The sequence below is a fragment of the Noviherbaspirillum pedocola genome, from assembly GCF_016632335.1.
Classification (GTDB): Bacteria; Pseudomonadota; Gammaproteobacteria; order Burkholderiales; family Burkholderiaceae_D; genus Noviherbaspirillum_A; species Noviherbaspirillum_A pedocola.
In genome coordinates, this window is the sequence record NZ_JAEPBG010000006.1 from 170,537 (window position 1) to 188,006 (window position 17,470).

17 protein-coding genes are annotated in these 17,470 nt (G+C 59.9%); 8 read left to right on the plus strand and 9 right to left on the minus strand.

Annotated elements, in window-relative coordinates; genetic code table 11:
- Positions 1-207: 207 nt before the first annotated feature.
- Positions 208-1,203 (plus strand): flagellar motor switch protein FliG, encoded by a 996-nt coding sequence (gene fliG, locus JJB74_RS15670; RefSeq protein ID WP_200593105.1) that lies wholly within the window; start codon positions 208-210, stop codon positions 1,201-1,203.
- Between the two features lie 34 nt (positions 1,204-1,237).
- Entirely contained in the window at positions 1,238-2,527 is a 1,290-nt protein-coding gene (locus JJB74_RS15675; protein WP_200593107.1) for a competence protein CoiA family protein, read from the plus strand.
- 16 nt (positions 2,528-2,543) lie between these two features.
- On the opposite strand, the gene JJB74_RS15680 is transcribed toward JJB74_RS15675, so the two are convergent.
- The 9 genes from JJB74_RS15680 to JJB74_RS15720 form a co-directional block, all read right to left on the minus strand.
- Entirely contained in the window at positions 2,544-3,848 is a 1,305-nt protein-coding gene (locus JJB74_RS15680; protein ID WP_200593109.1) for a L,D-transpeptidase family protein, read from the minus strand.
- Entirely contained in the window at positions 3,848-4,996 is a 1,149-nt protein-coding gene (locus tag JJB74_RS15685; protein ID WP_234484209.1) for a nuclear transport factor 2 family protein, read from the minus strand. Before JJB74_RS15685 ends, JJB74_RS15680 begins: the two co-directional genes overlap by 1 nt.
- 207 nt (positions 4,997-5,203) lie before the next feature.
- Entirely contained in the window at positions 5,204-6,361 is a 1,158-nt protein-coding gene (locus tag JJB74_RS15690) for a diguanylate cyclase (RefSeq protein WP_200593115.1), read from the minus strand.
- 96 nt (positions 6,362-6,457) lie between these two features.
- On the minus strand, positions 6,458-7,198 hold the full coding sequence (locus JJB74_RS15695; RefSeq protein WP_200593118.1) for a cold shock domain-containing protein: 741 nt from the start codon (positions 7,196-7,198) through the stop codon (positions 6,458-6,460).
- Positions 7,199-7,351: 153 nt separating this feature from the next.
- Positions 7,352-8,401 (minus strand): hypothetical protein, encoded by a 1,050-nt coding sequence (locus tag JJB74_RS15700; protein ID WP_200593121.1) that lies wholly within the window; start codon positions 8,399-8,401, stop codon positions 7,352-7,354.
- A gap of 40 nt (positions 8,402-8,441) precedes the next feature.
- A complete protein-coding gene (locus JJB74_RS15705) occupies positions 8,442-8,978 on the minus strand; it encodes an AAA family ATPase (RefSeq protein WP_200593124.1) in 537 nt (178 codons plus the stop codon).
- Entirely contained in the window at positions 8,969-9,226 is a 258-nt protein-coding gene (locus JJB74_RS15710; RefSeq protein WP_200593127.1) for a hypothetical protein, read from the minus strand. The genes JJB74_RS15705 and JJB74_RS15710 overlap by 10 nt, the downstream gene beginning before the upstream one ends.
- Positions 9,223-9,489: a hypothetical protein gene (locus JJB74_RS15715; RefSeq protein WP_200593130.1), complete on the minus strand. Its 267-nt coding sequence runs from the start codon at positions 9,487-9,489 to the stop codon at positions 9,223-9,225. The genes JJB74_RS15710 and JJB74_RS15715 overlap by 4 nt, the downstream gene beginning before the upstream one ends.
- Positions 9,486-10,061, minus strand: coding sequence for a hypothetical protein (locus tag JJB74_RS15720; RefSeq protein WP_200593133.1), 576 nt, complete (start codon positions 10,059-10,061; stop codon positions 9,486-9,488). Before JJB74_RS15720 ends, JJB74_RS15715 begins: the two co-directional genes overlap by 4 nt.
- Before the next feature lie 249 nt (positions 10,062-10,310).
- Here JJB74_RS15720 and JJB74_RS15725 point away from each other — a divergent pair, with 249 nt between their 5' ends.
- The 6 genes from JJB74_RS15725 (at position 10,311) to JJB74_RS15750 (ending at position 17,460) form a co-directional block, all read left to right on the plus strand.
- Positions 10,311-11,099 (plus strand): hypothetical protein, encoded by a 789-nt coding sequence (locus tag JJB74_RS15725; RefSeq protein WP_200593135.1) that lies wholly within the window; start codon positions 10,311-10,313, stop codon positions 11,097-11,099.
- Positions 11,096-12,952, plus strand: coding sequence for an ATP-dependent helicase (locus JJB74_RS15730; RefSeq protein ID WP_200593138.1), 1,857 nt, complete (start codon positions 11,096-11,098; stop codon positions 12,950-12,952). Before JJB74_RS15725 ends, JJB74_RS15730 begins: the two co-directional genes overlap by 4 nt.
- Before the next feature lie 141 nt (positions 12,953-13,093).
- A complete protein-coding gene (locus JJB74_RS15735) occupies positions 13,094-14,164 on the plus strand; it encodes a CpaF family protein (RefSeq protein WP_200593141.1) in 1,071 nt (356 codons plus the stop codon).
- Positions 14,165-14,316: 152 nt separating this feature from the next.
- The gene (locus JJB74_RS15740) at positions 14,317-14,649 is read left to right on the plus strand and encodes a TrbC/VirB2 family protein (RefSeq protein ID WP_200593144.1); all 333 of its coding nucleotides are present in this window, start codon (positions 14,317-14,319) and stop codon (positions 14,647-14,649) included.
- Positions 14,650-14,979 carry a hypothetical protein gene (locus tag JJB74_RS15745; protein ID WP_200593147.1) on the plus strand — a complete coding sequence of 110 codons (330 nt, stop codon included), beginning with the start codon at positions 14,650-14,652 and terminating at the stop codon, positions 14,977-14,979.
- A 9-nt stretch (positions 14,980-14,988) separates the two neighbouring features.
- On the plus strand, positions 14,989-17,460 hold the full coding sequence (locus JJB74_RS15750) for a VirB4 family type IV secretion system protein (RefSeq protein ID WP_200593149.1): 2,472 nt from the start codon (positions 14,989-14,991) through the stop codon (positions 17,458-17,460).
- Positions 17,461-17,470: the final 10 nt, after the last annotated feature.

The following is a 17,470-nucleotide window of genomic DNA, read 5'->3' on the forward strand; positions in this document are numbered from 1 at the left end:
GGGGGCATTTTTTTTGTCCGCACGAAAACCCACATCGATGCTTTCGAGATGGAAACAATCAGCGCGAATTCTTCGGTGGTTTCGGCGTCGCGCGTGTATGTCGGCTCGCCATAATCGCCTTTGGTAAAACTTCCGAAGGGCGGGATATGAAACCGAGCATGGCCAGCGTACTCAGGTGGGTATGCAAGCCGCTGGCAGGGCAGCGCGATGAGTGAGTCCGGCACGTACAAGGCCGCGGTACTGATGCTCGCCTTGGGAGAGGAACAGGCGGCCGAAGTGCTCAAGCACCTGGGACCGAGGGAAGTTCAGAAGCTCGGCGGCACGATGTCCACCATGAAACCGCTGCAATCTACCGAACTCAATACCGTCCTGCATGAATTTAACCGGAAATCCGGCGAAACCACGTCATTCGGCATCGACAACGACGAATACATCCGCAGCGTCATGACGGCCGCTCTGGGCGACGACAAGGCGTCGACGCTGCTGAACCGCATCATCGGCCAGCGTGATGCCTCCGGCATCGAGCAGCTGAAATGGATGGACTCGCAGTCGGTGGCCGACCTGATCTACAACGAGCATCCGCAGATCATCGCAACCATCCTGGTGCACCTGGAACGCGTGCATGCATGCGAGGTGTTGAACTGCTTCGTCGAGCGCTTGCGCCACGATGTGATGCTGCGCATTGCCACGCTGGACGGCGTACAGCCGGCCGCGCTGCGCGAACTGAACGAGGTGCTTACTCGCCTCTTGTCCGGCAACGAGAGCGTCAACAAGAAGCCCATGGGCGGCATACGGACCGCGGCCGAGATTATGAACTTTTTCACCGGGGACACGGAAATGGCTGTCGTATCCCATCTGCGCGCTTACGATGAAACGATGGCGCAGGAGATCCTCGATGAGATGTTCGTGTTCGAGAACATCTTCGATATCGATGACCGCGGCATCCAGACCATCCTGAAGGAAGTGCAGTCCGAATCCCTGATCATTGCGCTGAAGGGAACGTCGGACCAGATGCGCGAGAAGATTTTCAAGAACATGTCGCAGCGCGCGGCGCAGATGATGCGCGAAGACCTCGAAGCCAAAGGCCCGGTCCGTCTATCCGAAGTCGAGGAAAAGCAGAAGGAAATCCTGCAGATCGTGCGACGCTTGGCGGACGAAAAGCAGATCCAGCTCGGCTCGAAAGGCGAAGACGCTTACGTCTGACCCGCTCTATCCCCGACGGCGCGCTTACCGAACAGTGATCCCCAGCAGACGGTGCCCGACGTTCGATATAATTGTCGTTCAGAAACATTATGCGTTTCTCCCGCGTGATTCGCTGTCCATCGACTCAACCGGTCTCAACGGCGGCGCACTACGCGTCGAGCGCACCTGCGCGATGTCGAGCACTTTCAAGGTTCCATTCGGTAGAAAAGACGGACGATTAGTCGAACCGGGCGATCTGCCGTCGGGCCTGGATCGACATTGTGTATGCCCCGGCTGCGGAGACGCGCTGGTTGTACGCCGCGGCAGTAAGCAACCGCACTTCGCCCACTACCGGTACGCGCCCACCGACAGTTGCGTCGAGACCGCCCTTCACCAAGCTGCCAAGCAGGCGCTGCTCGATGAGCGCTACATTGTTCTGCCTGGCGTTGCGGCCGAGGCCATCGTCACCTACAACCACAAGCCGCGCCGGCGCAGAAAAGTGCTCGTCGAAGCCAATACCCGCCTTGCATTCACCGAATGCCACGCCGAAGTGGGAATGGACGCGGTGCGGCCTGATGTCGTCGCCCATTTCGCTGAAGGCCATGACCTGCCGGGCAGCGCGATCGCCATTGAGATTCGCGTTACGCACAAGGCCGACTCGAAAAAGCGGGAGAAGCTACGGGCCATGGAGCTGATGGCCATCGAAGTGGATATGCGCGGCGCCCGCGGCCATACCGATCTTGCGGTCATCCGTGCGCTTGTGCTGGAAGAAGTGAAAAACAAGACATGGCTTCACTTCCCCAAGCTTGAGGAGATCCGCGCGCAGATGCAGGCCGAAATGGATGCGATCGTAGAAGCGCACCTTGAACGCGAAGCCAACGATAAGGCCCGGTATGCGGAAGCCGAGCGCATATTGCGTGAGAAGCTTGCTGCACAGGCGGGGGAAAATAAGGCCAAGCAACACGCCGAGGAAATGCGGCGGGACGATTTCCGGCGCTTGTCCGTTGAAGGCAAGGAACGACGACTGCGCAAATGGCTCGCGATTGACGGCGACTGGCCTGCACTTTTGAATTTTCCCCACAGGGCGAACAGTGCAATTCCAGTCCCCGCTTATCTTTGGCAAGCGGGATTCTTCCGGCGCTACTACCGGCTGGACAAGGCACAGATGCAGTCCATGGAGCAGGTCATGGAATGGCTCGACGCGCTTTTCGGACCCATCTCCGATCAGCGCCGGGCGGGCGAAGCTGTCACTGCATTTATTGCTCATCTGAGCGAGGCTGGCCACTATTGCAGGCGGCTCGTGGATGGTTCGGTCATATTTCTTGCTGCGACAGGACTACGGTAGCCATAGCTGCGCCGCTTCAGGTGCGCGGACGTTCGATGATCGATTCCGACACAATGCGCCACTGGTTGTCCTCAACGGTCCAGTACTGGCGCCGGCGAACGGTTTGCTTCGTCTTCCCAGACGTGAGCGTCTGAAGGAACGATATTGCGACCAGGTTGCTCTGGCCGGGATAGTCGAACGCCTCCAATTCGGACACACCGATCTGGACTTTTCCCGGCCCGCTGAGCGTGGCCTGCGTCTTCTTCAGCCAATCGTCGGCACTCTCGCCATCGGCAGACTTGAACGCCTTGGCATAGCGGCTGCGCAGGCGTTGTAGCGGCATAATCTCTGCATCCTGCCGCCACTGCTCCACCAGCATGAGCGCCCGGGTGCGTTCGGCCGCCCACTTTTCCTTGGTGATGAATTCCTCGCGGTCGCTGATGATCACCGGCGTATTGTTCACGTCGACCGTATCCACCAGCTGCGACATGTCCCGGTTCGTCATCACCACGCAACCGTCCGAAGATCGCGGCGCGCGGCTGAACGTGTCCGATGGCGTGCCATGCAACCATATCCCGTGCCCGGTGCGGCCCTGCAGCCTGTCCCAATCGTTCGGGTAGCTGATCGGCAGCGCGCCGGAGCCGTAGAAATCGGACAGGTTCTTGGGTTCGATGCGGGTGACTACGTGATAGACGCCTAGCGGCGTCTTCTTGTCGCCCTCACGCTCCTTCTTCACACCGAGCTTGCCCTGGCTGATGTAGAAATCCTTCACCAGTTCGAGCCGGCTATCGGTGTTCTTGTACAGGTACATCCGCGAACGGCTGGCGTCGACCAGCAGCGCGAATTTCTGATCGTTGGCGAGGTTCAGTATGGATCGTGGCAGCAGGTCCGGGTTCGGCCGCTCGGTCAACGCGGCGAGCCGTTTCGCCGCTTCGTCGCGCAGATCCTTGGTTCCGGCTGCCGTGGCGACGTTCGACAGGGTCGAGTTCATCCCCGCAAGGCTGTTGACTGGATCATGATGCATCAGCAGCAGGTCGCCGCGCAGCATCTGGCCGAGCGCGAAGTTGGGATAGGCGGCCACCAGCGCGTTAGCTTGTGCCTCGGCGTCGGCGAGCCTGCCGATGCGCAGTGTCTTGTAGATGTAGAGCAGGAGCACTTCCGGATCGACAGGCGATGCCGGTACCGGCTTGGGCTTTGACATGGCCATGCGCAGCATGTGCGGCCGCTTCTTCGGATGCCGGTGCTTGCGGGCCGCTTGCGCCGGCGCGGAAACGATCAGACCGCAGAGGCACCATGCCAGCACCCGCGCAAGGCGGCGTGTACGGCCATTTTCGAAATTCATCAGCTGCTCGATACCTCGGAGATGATGCGCCATGCACCGCCGACCTTTTTGAACGTCAGCGTCTTCATGCCATCGGAATGGACACTGTCGCCGTCGTAGATCTGCCTGAATTCAGCCTTGGCAGTATCGCCCTGCACCGTCACCGACGGCTTTTCAACGATCAGGCGAATCGAACGCTTGCCGACGATACGGCTGCGCCGTTCGGATAGCCATCCCGAATGGGACTTCGCCGCGCCCTTGAAGTTCGGCTCATAGGTAGCGGCGTAAGCGAGCAGATCCTTTCCTTCCCACGCATGCGACCAGTCGTCGATTACAGCCAACACCTGCTGGGATTCGGACATGGCGGGCGCTGCAGCGGGAGCCACAGCAGCCGCCTTCGCAGGCGCAGCGGAGGCCACCTGCGGGGACGCTGTAGCCGGGCTTGCTGCGGGCGCGGGTGCGGGTGCCGGCGCCGGGGCCGGCGCAGCAGGTCCGCCGGTCGCGCCGCGCGCCGCGGCGATCGCTGCCGCAACCTGCGCGTTGCTGGCGCTGCTGGCCGGCGCTCCGGGGCGCGCTGCGGCTGCGGCTGCGTTTGCCTGCGCGGCGCCGTTCGCTGCAGCGATGACGCCGTGGGGCACTCCGGTCCCGGCCGCCGCCACGCTGTTCGCCCTGGCCGGCATCGGCGCGATGCCGAGCGTGCGCAGTATCGTCAGCTTCGATTTGACGGCGCTGTCCGAATTAAGGTTGAGCGCTTTGTCGTAAGCTTGTGCCGCCATGCGCGCATGGACGTCGCCCAGGTTTTCATAGGCAGTGGCGTATGACGAATTCGTTTTGATTGCCATGTTGAGCGCAGCTCTGGCCTTTTCATACTGCCCCTCCTGTGAGTACAGCACTGCAAGGTTGTTGTATGGCTCGGGCAGATTCGGGAACTCCTCGCTGAGCTTCAGGAAGATCGCGATCGCTTCCTGGGAGCGCTTCTGCTCGGTATAGATGACACCCTGCGCAAAGCGCAGCTGCGGATCGTGCGGATCAGCCTTCAGGCCCGCCTCGAGCATAGCCATCGCTTCTGTCTGCTTACCGCTTTTCATCAGCGCGGTGACATCGGAGATATTGACCGTCGCGGCGAAAGCGCCCGACGCGAACAGCGCAAAAGCCAGCGCCGACAGCATGCCGGTACGTCTGGCGTGCCGAACAGGGGCCTGGGAAACCGCACAAGCGGGGATTCGTTCTATTCGCATGATCATCCGTCTTCAGAAAGTGAGGGCCGCGGCACAGCGGTGAGGCATCGGAAATCGGGAAGGCGTACCCGACGCAAGCACATCGGAAATAAAGGTGGGTCTGGAGGTCGAAGCCGTAGGCATCATCAAGGCGTCCGCTCAGGTCACCGCCGGGGGCTCGCTGGGCACGGGCGTCGGCGGCGGGACGGGAGCGGCTTCGTACATCTGCACGCGGTTTCTGCCGCCGCGCTTGGCCTGGTAGAGCGCGTCATCGGCACGCTTCAGCATGCGCTCAACGGTATCCTGCACTGCGATTTTTTCCGTGACACCCACGGAGATCGTGAAGCGCGGAACATCCTTCTCCGCGGTCTCCTCGATGCGTTTGCGCAGGCTCTCCGCGACGATCGTGGCGCCGCGCCCGTCGGAGTTCGGCAGCGCGATGACGAATTCCTCGCCGCCCATGCGCGCCACGATATCGCTCTCGCGCAGGTTTTCGTTCAGGATGCGGGCCAGCAGCCGCAACGCATCGTCGCCCTTGTCGTGGCCGAACGTGTCGTTGATTTTCTTGAAATGATCGATGTCGAGCATGATCACGGAGAAGGCATGGTTGTAGCGGCGCGAAGCCGACTGCACCCGGGTCGCAAAATCGAAGAAGGCGCGACGGTTCAACAGGCCCGTGAGCGGATCGCGCGTGGCATGCTCGTACAGGCGGGTGGCGTACAGGACGATGCGTCGCACCAGAGGTCGGAAGATGAACACGCCTTCGAGCGCCAGCGTCAGCAGCAGGATGACGACAACGCATTTCTGGATGGCGCGCAGGCGCTCGATGCGGGCGTTGGCCTCCATTGCGATATCCCGCGCCACGGTCTCGGCAAGATTGAGCATGTTCTTGCGCGCCTCGGTGCGCAGGTACAGCAACGCTTCCGGGTCCTTGGTGCTGGCGACCTTCTCGGCCGCGGCGATGAACTGGCGGGTTCGGCGGTCGAAGTCCTGGCTCGTGCCGTAGTAGACGTCGCGCACACTCGTAGACAGCTCGAAGAACGTGTCAGAGTTGAAGCCGCCGGTCATCAGGAACGTATGGTTCCTTCGGAAACTCTTGATGGCGTCTTCCAGGCGCTCGCGTGCTTCCGGATCACCGCCCTCGACATACTCCATGGCCGAGTAGGTAATGCGCTGGGGGTACATCGACTGCTGGCCGGCCACGTGCAGGACATTGGCGGAATTGAGCTGCTCGTTGATGACGCTGTCGAGCACCAGGTGCGCGGCCACGGAAAGAAAGGCAACCAGCGTCAGGGCAAGAAGATACGCGGAGGTCATCCGCGTGCCGAGCCGGACATCCGGCAAGTCCTCTGTCAGATCTTCTGAAAACGACCGCAGCAGTGATCCCAGTCTCAACATACATCCTCGATATTGCTACGTCATCACGCTGATGTCCTCTGCAGCAGGGCCATTGCGGCCGGACACCGGCTTGAACTTGACTTGCTGATCCCGGTTCAAGCGCATTGCGCCCCCCTGGATCTGCGAGCCCCTGAAATGCCTCTCGATGCCGTCAGCGCACCGGATGAAACCAAACCGCTTGGCTTCGTCGTAGAACTTGATCCAGCCAACTTCCATGCCGTCTTCCGCTGCAACGCCGAACGAATCTTCGTCGGCGTGGACTGCTGCGGCGTGCATCAGCGGCCGCATCATGTCTTCAGCTGCCTGGTAGCGTCCCATGGACCGGCTTACCCCGGTCAAGGCGCGCACCTTGTCCAAATCACGCGATGACGTCGGCGCGGTGACCATGCTTTGGCTTCCGGCGAAGCCCTTCAGGTTTTCCGCCATCGCCCGCACCACGCCATCCACCGGCGCCATCGCCATCACGAAGCGCTCGGAATCCTTACCGAAAGCCACGCTGACAATATCCGCGCCCCACACCCGCAGCGTCGCATCCTCGATTCGCACCACCGTCGAGCGCGACCGCGCATTGCCGGTGATCTGGTTGCCGATATCAATTTCCGACGACTGGTAGGTGCCACTGACTTCCACCCAGATCAGGCGCGACTTGAAGTACATGCGCGACCACAGAACATGCCCGATCCGGAAGGCCAGAAGCGTCGAGGTTTGCAGAGCGATCAGCGTCAGTAGCGAACGCGAGATTTCAAACCGGCTCATTGCCGCGAAATTCCGCGTCCAGTACCACGCCAGAATTGCAGCACCTGCCGCCATCGCGCATGCCCACATGCCGAGCAAAGCCAGATACCGCGATTGCTTCGTGCGCAGCGCCTCCTGGACACTACCGAGCTCGATAATATGCGTCGGTGTCGGCTATGTTTCCTCAAGAACACTTCCATTAAAAGAACCTTTTGACGCCGCGGCGTCCGGCAACACTTTGGAGTAGGAGCGGTTCGGGATACCGCGCTCCCACGTGGTCTGGAAATCGCGGTCGATGGCCGCCCACAGTTGGGCCGGTTGGCAGTGCATGCTGATCGTGGTCTGCTCGCAGGACACGGCGGTCTGCGGAGCGCTATCGATGCGTGAGAGCACGGCAGCGAAGAACAATCCCGACGCGCCAATCGATCCCAGCAGCAGGCACACCGGTGCAATCCACATCGGCGGGATCGCCAGCGCCGGTACGAATCGGGGCAGCATTGCCGGCCCCATGACTGCGAAGACAGCAAGGGCGGCCATGCGCATCATGATCAGGCGTGAGTCTTTCGGCGGCTCGTTCTCGTCGGCGCGCATGAAAGGCTTGATCAGCGTGAGGCCGGTCAGCGGCAGGTATGCCCATGAAACGATGCCCTCGTGCGGTTGGCCGGAAAACAGCACATAGGACACCGCCAGGGACAGCAACACGCTCACCATGCCAATGAGCGACTCGAAATGACGCTGAGCTGCGTACTGGATCGTCGGCGGCGCACCGATCAATGGCTTCATCAGCGCGTACAGTAGACCGGCCAGCGGACCTCTCGGCTCAACGAAGTGCAGCGCCCGCTCACGCATCTGGCGTTCAAGATGCGTAGCACTATCGGAGGTGCCCTGCTCGTTGTGCTCGAGCTGCTCGGCCAGGCCGATCGGGAAATTGCGGCCGAAGATAAACCGGAGCTGCGAGAACGCCTGGATCGACAGCTTGACCGACGCGCCCAGCATGGTTAGCGCGGCAAAGGCGGCCGATGCGGCATAGCCGTCCTGATGCGACTGCATGAAGCCGCGGGCAATGAATAGGGAGTAGATGCCGCCGGCGAAGTAAATGGTGTCGGCCAGAAGCAGGAACCGGTTCTCGATACGGAACGGGTTCGGGTATTCGTTTGCCACCTGGTCGGCGGCGTTAAAGTCATAACTCATGGCGTGTTGAGGGCGAGTAAGGAACGCCCCCATTACACCACTGCACTTTTGGCGTGCAACCGCCGTTTTCCCGTCAGTCTCTGACCTTATTTGCCAGCGATGCCGCTACCGCATCGACATCGGTCAGCAAGCCGGTATTGGCAACCCATATCAGGCGACCCGTCTTTCGCGCCCGCAGCGCAACTTCGGACAGCATGGCGTCGCGCTCAGAATGTCGGCCCGGTGTCCAGGCTCGCACCGTGGTCTGTGCACGTTCGGCCAACCGCTTATCGAGCTGCGGCCGCGGCGCCCACACGTAGACGATCCGGCTGTCAGGCGGCAGCATGTCGATATGGCGTGTGCAGGCGGGAAAGCCGTCGATGACGCAATGCTTGGTCTCGTGCGCATAACCGAGCACCTTTGCCGCGACGTCATCGGGCAAAGGCTGTCCGGCGCGTACCCGCTTGAGCATCATCATCAGAGAAAACGGCACATCGCTGGGAAATGTGCCGTTCTGCGCGAGCCTTCGCAGCACGCCGACACTGATGTGTCGAAAACCGTGGGCGCGCATCTCGCGCCCGATAGTGGATTTGCCGCTGCCGTGCCGGCCGATCAGGCAAATTATTGGCACGTCGCGCCGAGGTCGTATGTTGGAGAGTTCGTATTCGTCTCCGCCACAGTAATGTTGTCGGGCTTGAATTTCGCCTCGAGTTGCTTCAACTGCTCGCGCACGCGCAGGATATCCTGTACGACGCCAGCGAACTGAGGTGTCGTGTCTGGAAACTTGCGGGTAACGCGCTTGAGGTTGGCAAGGCTGTCCGTCATGCAGTCAGCGGATGAGGCGATGTGTTCGCGTGCTTCGGTTGCCGAAAAGGTCATTTCTTCTCTCCAGGGTGGTGAGTTACTGAACTTCCGTCGGATAAATCTGTTTTAGAGCAGGACGCAGTGGCCTGCGTCGCTTCCATCTTCCTGATGTCGTCCATTACGGCATTCGCCGTTGAGACCGCCTTGGCGATTTCCTGGCCGACCGGCCTGAAATTGCCCGAGTAAGCCATGTACGCGCAGGCGCCGAGCACCGCGACCATGCGGAAGCACGAGAACCACAGCGGTGTCGGTCGCAGCAATACGCGGCGCAGCATCATTGCTCCAAAAGGCTTAGGCTTCCCTGCCACGGCGCGGTGGCCTGCGTGTCGGGGCCGGAGTCGAGTTGCGGCATGGCTTCGACCGGCGACGATTTCGTGTCCACAACTGCCGGCGCAGCGCTGAATGGCTCCTTCGCTTGCGGCCTTGCCGGCAAGGACTTCCCCTTCATCTTCGGTGGTATCGCTAGTGGTAAAGGCGGCCGGACATTGTCGGGCGGGCGCAGCATGTCCAGCGCGAACTTCAGTTCTGGCGCCAGACCCGGCTGCACAGCGGCGGCTAAATCTGGCGCGGCCTCTGCAGGATGCACCGCCAGCGGCACGCTTGGTGCGACGGCAGATGCCGTTGCTACCGGCGAAGCCGCGGCGATCGCTGGTTTCGGCGCCTGCTGAACCGCCGACTTCTCCTTCGACGATTCCACCTGTTTGCGAAGCTGCATAAGCTCAGCATGCAATTGGCGGTTTTCGACGCGCACCTGGTTCAGTGCCGCACATCCCAGTACCGCGCAGGCAGACAACGCCCCAACAACGACGCCTCTTACCGTCTGTCTGTCAAAAATCGCCGTGTCGCCCATCGGAATGCCTCGAAGATTTCTCTGAGGCTCAATATTAAGTATCCGAGTTTTTCCATGTAACAGAATCGTGCGTTAAAAGTGCAGGGATTTGTCATCCGATTAACGCGAAGCAAGTGTATGCCGTAGGGAAATGCGTGGTTGGGTGAACGGGTGGCAGAAATCGGCTCAGAAAACGCCACGCTTTTATAGCAGTACCAGCGAGCGTCGACGGCAGCATAAGGGCTCTTTCACTCAATCGACGGAGCCACCGTGAACGCCAGTGTTTCCCAATTTACCAAGACCGATGCTGAAGCGGCATTGGCCGAAGTGCGCGAGGTACAGCAAGGCTTTGCCAGCAGCGAAGATGGTGTCGTCGCCGCCGTGGACGCGGACGTTCCTTCCGCAGAACAGGTCGAAGCCTTCCGGGCCCGCGCCCAGAAACAGCGCCAGCGCGGCAAGCGCGACCTCGAGCGGCGCCACAGCGGCGTCGCATCGGTGCTGAAAACAGTGGTCCTCAACGAGCGCGTGATCGGCAGCTCATTCCAGCGCTATTTCTCCAGTATCGAGAACGGCATCTATGTGATCGGCCGGCGCGGCGAAATCTTCGTCGGCGAAGCGGCTGCGGCGAAGATCGTCGAAAAGATCGAAGACATGCTCGAAAGCATCAGCCAGGAACTGGTGTCGGAAGAAGAAGCGATCAAGATTCAGTACGAGGTCGCCTCGACGGCCACCGGCTTCGTCAAGCCCGACTACATCGGCGCAGCCGCCGAGCATGAAGTGCAGATCCGTACCCGCTCCGGCTTGAAAGCTGTCGGCCTGTTCATGCGCTACGACGCGCTGCTGCAAAAGGTGCAGGCGATGTACTGGAACGGCCACATCGAAGACACCTACGTGCAGGACATCGAGCTGCGCTGTAAGCGCCAGTTCCAGAAACTGTTCAACTTTATCCGCAGCTCCATCAACGGCATGTACCGCAAGGGCACGGCCGTCAAGAGCGCGGCGCCGGCTGGAAGTGCTGCTGCACTGGTGTCGGAAGGAGCCCAAGCGGAGGCCGCTTGATCGACTCAGATCCACTAGCCGGCCTGAACCCGGAGCAGCGCGCTGCCGCGCTGTCCCGGCGCCACACACTGGTCATCGCCTGCCCCGGTTCAGGCAAGACCAAGACCGTCGCCGCGAAAGCGGCGCTTTTTTTACGTGAAGGCGCAAGGGTCGCTGCAGCCACCTTCACGCGCGATGCCGCAATGGAGCTGCGCGAGCGCATCGTCAAGGAAGCTGGCGCCGGTTGCCAGTCGCGCCTGTTGGTAGGCACCTTCCACTCCATAGACCTGCTCATGGCGTTTCCAACACGCCGCCAATCCGAATTCGGCAGCGCGATCCTGAAGGACATGAAGTCGCCCTTCTCAACGCCATGGAAGATTATCGATGAGGGCGACCGGCGCGGCTATGTGATACGCGCCATGAACGCAGCCAATGTTACTGGCATGCAGCTCGATGAAGCCATGCGCATTATCGAAGTCGCAAAGGCAACCAAGGCGACGGCGACGATGGAGCCCTCCCACGTCGAAATGGTGGCGATGTACCGCGAACTGCTCCAGCGCGCAGGAAAGATCGATCTGCAGGACATCATCCTGCTGACCAATGACGCGCTGGCCGACGGGTCGATGTCCCCGCTTCCGGTGGACTACCTGATGATCGATGAATTCCAGGACACCGACCGCATGGGCTTTTCGTGGGCTGCCGCGCATGCGAAAGCGGGTGTGGCGGTCACGGTCGTTGGTGACGATGACCAATCGATCTATTCATTCCGCGATGCGCTGGGCTTCGATGGTCTGCGTCAGTTCGAAACAATGTTCCAGGCCCAACGCATCCTGCTCGACACCAACTATCGCTGTCATGCAGAGATTCTTGGCTCGGCGTCCCATCTCATCCGCGTCAATACCGAGCGGATTGAAAAGTCGCTGGTCGCGGCCAAGGGACCTGGCGGCAGTGTTGGGTGGGCATCCTATGAAGACACGTTCGCAGAAGCTGGCGCCGCGGCCAAGGAAGCAAAGGAACATATCGAGCGCGGCGCAACCTTCGCCATCATTGCCCGTACCAACCGCCGCCTCGATGAAGTGCAGGCCGAACTGATCCAACAAAAGATTCCGCACCGCCGCTCGGATGGCTCGTCCATCTTCAACCTGCCTGAGGTGCAGGTCTATGGCGCAGCGCTACGCACAGTGATCCAGCCCACCGCAACCGATGTCGACGAAGTCCTGTCGTGGGCTGGCGCGGGCGAAGAAGACCTCGCGGCGATTCACCGCAAGGTAGGCGAGAACATCTACATTGGTGCGGCTGGAGATTTCGCGGACGCCGACGTCTCCGCCAAAGGGCTGGAGATCTGGCGCTCCTTCGCCAAACGTCATGCAGCGTGGCAAAAGCTCAACAAGATTGCCGGATACAGCATGCTCAATCTGAGCGTGCGCGAATGGTTGGAAGATCACCTTCGCAAGCCCTATCAGGCGCAGAACCTGTACAAGGGGCACGCGCTATATGCCACACGGGGCGAGAGCCTCGAGGAGCGCCTAAAGAGCGTCGGGCTGGCCGAGCGGTCCTCAAAGACACGGGACAAAAAGGGCGACGAAAAGAAAGCTGACGACGCCGCGCACGTCACGCCGGTAGACCTGATCACTGCACATGGCTCCAAGGGATTGGAATACGACGGCGTATTCATTATCGGCCTGGAAGAAGGCGTCTTCCCGAGCAAGGACACCGGCATCGAGGAAGAGCGCCGGCTAATGTTCGTCGGCATGACCCGTGCCAGAAAGACCCTATTCCTGGGATCGGTCAAGACCGCCAAGCCAAGCATCTTTCTTGCGGAAAGCGGCGTAGCAAATGCTCGCACACCAACAACTCATTTGATGAATACATAGGAAAAGTGCATCACGTTTTCGCTACGACCATCTCCACATCTCTAAAAATCAATGAGTTACGCGCCGCGACTTTGGACAGTTTGTCCGAGATTTCGCGCTCATATTTGCCAGTTGCGATAGGTCGGGCACGTCAATAAAACGGTGCGGTTTTGGCATTGCATTCAATCCAAAGCGTGCATAGGTGACCCCCACAATTTCTCCATTCATCAGGCTTCGCAGCATGCAATGGACAATCAACAGTACATCTACGACGAACTGGCTCACGATCTGGGACCGATCCGCCCGTTCCTCGATGATCCTGACGTCACTGAGATCATGATCAACCCAGGCGGCTTGGTTTTCGTCGAAGCCGCGGGGAGGATGCATGCCAAAGGCGCCATCATCACGCAGGATGCGGTGAAGATGGCCATTCGCGCCATCGCAGATCTGACGAAACGCGAATCCAAAAGTGGCGACAAGTCCGCCCTTGTGAACGGCTCATTCAGCGACTTCCGCGTAGCTGCCGCAGTTGAAGGCGTTTCGCCAGATGGCTATTTCATGAGCATTCGCAAGCACCAGGACAAGTCAAAGCGCCCCACCCTGGAAGATCTGATGAGGCGCGGCGCATTGACCGCGCGACAAGCCGACAAGTTGATCGAACTGATCGTCCATGAGCGCAAGAACTGCATCATCGCCGGAGCAACAGGCTCGGGCAAAACCACGCTCACTAATGCGCTGCTGAGCAAGGTCCCGTCCTATGAACGGATTGTCCTGATTGAAGATGTCCGCGAGTTGCATGTGACCGTCGATAACTTCGTGACGATGGTCACCAATCCGGATACCGGCCTGTATGCGCAAGACCTGGTGAAGCATGCCATGCGCATGCGCCCCGACCGTCTGGTGCTCGGCGAGACGCGCGGCGGCGACACGTTCGATTTGATCCGCGCCTTCTCCTCGGGTCACCCCGGATCGATATCGACCCTGCACGCCAACAGCGGACGCGATGCGCTGGAATCGCTCGGAATGCTTTACCAGCAAAGCATTCCGGCCGGGGCATCGATCAGTACCGATTCGATGGTGCGCAATATCGCCGGCGCCGTCCATGTCGTGATCTTCGCCGGGCGCAATTTGCGTGAAGTCGACGGCGAGGTGGTGATTCAGCGGCGAGTGGAAGAAATCCTCCTCGTCAAGGGCGCGAAGGACGGTCAATACCTGTACGAAAACCTCGAATAAGAGTTCGCCCGAAGTCGGTCGAGAGCCGGCCTCGGGAAAGGAATGCAGCAGCGCGGCCAGCCGCACCCGCCTGCTGCAGAAGTGGTACTACCCGCGGCAGCAAGAGCAGCTTGATTCCCCGACAGCAGTACCTCAACGTAATGGAGCACGCAATGGAGCGCATCGAGAACCCGCAGCAAAATCCCTGGTACGCGAAGTACGCGCTACTGGCTCTTGTGGTGATGACAGCCATGATGCCGGAATTGGCCTTCGCGCAGACCGGCGGCAACGGCACGAACATGTTTTGCTACCTGGCGAAGTATTTCCATGACATCGTCGGCGCCGCCGTGCTGCTCGTGATCATGATGTGGGGCATCGAGCACATCTTCGGCGTGGCCAAGCTGCACGACATGGTCATCAAGGTCGGCGTCGTGTGCGGCATCATCGTGCTGGCGGTGACCATCATCACCCAGAGCGGCCTGACGGTTACCTGCACCGGCATGTAAATGCGCCGTACTTACGTCAACCAGGCGCTGAGAGCGCCACGCCTGTCATCAGGCATGACGACCAAAGCCCGCGGGACGATATGGGGGCCGGGCGCGCTGATCGTCTTTTGGCTCGGCTCCTCTATCGGCTGGAAATATGTAATTCCCGTGATCATCCTGCTCGTGCTCACGCACATGATCGTGGCGTACCTGTTCCGCAAGGACCATCGGTATTTCGAAATCGCCGCCAAGTACGAGCAACTCGCCGATCGATACCAGCCGCACGCAAGAGAAAAGCTGCCGGCCCCCTTCGAGCGTCCCGAGGGCATGGGCCGCAATTTGCGCATATAGGAAGTCAACATGCTGCCTCTCCGATTCCGTGAACCCGAAGCCGAACACCCGACCCAGGAGGTCGCGCCGTGGCTGACCTTTTTGCGCCCGAACGTCATCCTGTGCAAAGACGGCTCCCTTCTCGCCGGGTTCGAATATGAAGGCCTCGATCCGGAATCGGTATCCGCCGAGGAAGCCGATAAGGCGACCGAGATGCTCGAAAATGCGTACAACCAGTTCGACGATCGCGTCACTGCGTGGTGGATCGTCGATAAGCGCCGCGATCCGACTTACTCCTTTACCGAGTCGGAAAATCCGGCATCCGTCGCTGTAGACCGGGAGTACAGCAAGCAATTCACCAGCGGCAAAACATTTAAGATTCGGTATCAGCTGTACATCCTCTATACCCCGCCGAAAGGATCGGACAAGTTTTTTGACCGGGTTGGCGCACTGCAGGCCTCAGGAAAGGCCATTGGGGCGGCCATCATGCACGCCTTGAAGGAATCGCTATCGACTCGTGCCGCGCTCACGCGCGACATGCAGAGCATGGACGAACACGTGATCTCGCTGACGCGCATCCTTCAGGGATTCCGGTCAGCGGCGCCGCTGCGCCTTATCCCGTTGCAGGGCGACGGATTCACCGATGCTCTCTCCGCCCTGCTCAACCGAGCCCGCTCTCCGATGCATCGTGCCAAGCCGATGCGCGCCATGATCGATTCCTGGCTTCCGACCGATGAGATCGAGACCGGCGAAGACGTGATGCGATTTAAATGCAATCGGCAGACGACCTATGTTGCAGCGCTTGGCCTGAAGACGTGGCCTGAAGAGACCACACCACGATTTTTCGAATCCCTCCTGAAAGCGCCCATCGAACTGACGATCTGCCAGATCGTGCGCTTCCTCGGTCGGGTGCGCAGCCGCGCCGAGATCAACAAGGCTATTGAATATTACCGCCTGACGCAGTACCCGATGATCGCGCACATGATTGCCAAGGCCAAGCACGAGGAAACCGCGCCGTCCGCCGGCAAGGCCGCTCTCTTGGCGCAATGCGAGGCGGCAAAGGAAGAAATCGAATCCACCAACACCAATTACGTCTACCACTCGTGCACGGTGTTTGTTTCCGCAGGCAGTCTCAAACAGCTTGAAGAAGACGTTCTTACGGCGTCTGAGCAACTCGCTCTGCTCGCCTTCACGTCAGTGCGAGAGAGTAAGAACCTCGCGCCATCGTTCTTTTCGATGCTTCCCGCTCAGTGGTCGCAGCAGACACGTTACGAGGCGCTGTCCGTAGCGAACGTGGCCGACTGCAGCCCGCTGTGGACGATGCTGCCGGGCCCGGAGCACCACCCGTTCTTTTCGAAAGACCTCTACCAACGTCCGGTTCCGGCCCTCGGCGTTTTCACAAACTGCTATGGCGGCAGGACGAATTTTGCATCGCACGTCGGGCAGGTTGGGCACATGCTTATCGTCATGCCCACCGGCGGTGGCAAGACGACGTTCGTCAACCTCGCAGCAAGCTTTTTCCAACGATACCCGAATTGCAACACATTCATTTTTGACCGTAACAAGTCATGCATGATCACGACTGAACTGCATGGCGGTACCCATATCGACATCAAGGCCAAGCGCGCGAAGTTCAACCCCTTTTTCGCGATGATGTCCGATCAGCCGGACGGTAAGCACTGGGTTCGTGAATTCATCCTGCGCCGTCTCGAAGAGGGAAATTTCGTTGCCACCGCCGAGGATCGTCGTGCGATCGATGAGGCATTGAATGACCTGGAAGCGGGCTACGCGGTAAACAAGCGACCGCTGCGCTTGAGCAGATTTGTACTCGCCCTCGGATCAGCGCGGCTGAAGCAGGAGCTGGCTGAGTGGAAGGAAGGAGCGCCCTACGGGATGTTCGACACGGAAGTCGACGACTTCTCGTTGAATTCCTGGACCACGATCGAGATGCGCGAAATTATGCAGGTCGAGCGGCTGAACCGTGCCTTCCTCGACTACGCGTTCCGCAAGATCTACGAATCCCTGGACGGACGGCCTACGCTCATTTATCTGGAGGAAGCATCGTTCCTGCTTGCGGATGGCAAGTTCGCGTCGATGATCGATGACTGGCTCAAGACCTTCCGGAAGAAGAACGCCTTTATATGGCTGACGCTGCAAAGCCCCGAGTCCATCACCGACTCGACCATGGCTGCGACTCTGCTCGACAACGTTCCGTCGATGCTTTTTGGCGTGAACCAGAAAATCGAGTCGCATCGCGGGGTATACACGAAGATGTTCGGGCTTGAAAACCACCAGGTCGACATGATCGCCAATTTGAAGCCGCAGCGCGATTACCTGCTGATTCAGGGGCGCAATTCACGCGTGCTGCAGACGCATCTGAATCCACAATGTCTGGCGTACCTTCGATCGGAGCCGAAGGTGCTCGAGCTTTATGAAAAGTTCAGGGCCAGCGGTGAGCCCGATTGGCAACAGCAGTATCTCGCCGCAGTCGCTATGCAGTGATCAAGGGAGA

Bases quoted from the DNA above. Each gene is read 5' to 3' on its own strand.
- fliG (WP_200593105.1), top strand. From the start codon at position 208: ATGAGTGAGTCCGGCACGTACAAGGCCGCGGTACTGATGCTCGCCTTG.
- JJB74_RS15680 (WP_200593109.1), bottom strand. From the start codon at position 3,848: ATGAATTTCGAAAATGGCCGTACACGCCGCCTTGCGCGGGTGCTGGCA.
- JJB74_RS15685 (WP_234484209.1), bottom strand. From the start codon at position 4,996: ATGCTGTCGGCGCTGGCTTTTGCGCTGTTCGCGTCGGGCGCTTTCGCC.
- JJB74_RS15690 (WP_200593115.1), bottom strand. From the start codon at position 6,361: ATGACCTCCGCGTATCTTCTTGCCCTGACGCTGGTTGCCTTTCTTTCC.
- JJB74_RS15695 (WP_200593118.1), bottom strand. From the start codon at position 7,198: ATGAGCCGGTTTGAAATCTCGCGTTCGCTACTGACGCTGATCGCTCTG.
- JJB74_RS15700 (WP_200593121.1), bottom strand. From the start codon at position 8,401: ATGGGGGCGTTCCTTACTCGCCCTCAACACGCCATGAGTTATGACTTT.
- JJB74_RS15710 (WP_200593127.1), bottom strand. From the start codon at position 9,226: ATGACCTTTTCGGCAACCGAAGCACGCGAACACATCGCCTCATCCGCT.
- JJB74_RS15715 (WP_200593130.1), bottom strand. From the start codon at position 9,489: ATGATGCTGCGCCGCGTATTGCTGCGACCGACACCGCTGTGGTTCTCG.
- JJB74_RS15720 (WP_200593133.1), bottom strand. From the start codon at position 10,061: ATGGGCGACACGGCGATTTTTGACAGACAGACGGTAAGAGGCGTCGTT.
- JJB74_RS15740 (WP_200593144.1), top strand. From the start codon at position 14,317: ATGGAGCGCATCGAGAACCCGCAGCAAAATCCCTGGTACGCGAAGTAC.
- JJB74_RS15745 (WP_200593147.1), top strand. From the start codon at position 14,650: ATGCGCCGTACTTACGTCAACCAGGCGCTGAGAGCGCCACGCCTGTCA.
- JJB74_RS15750 (WP_200593149.1), top strand. From the start codon at position 14,989: ATGCTGCCTCTCCGATTCCGTGAACCCGAAGCCGAACACCCGACCCAG.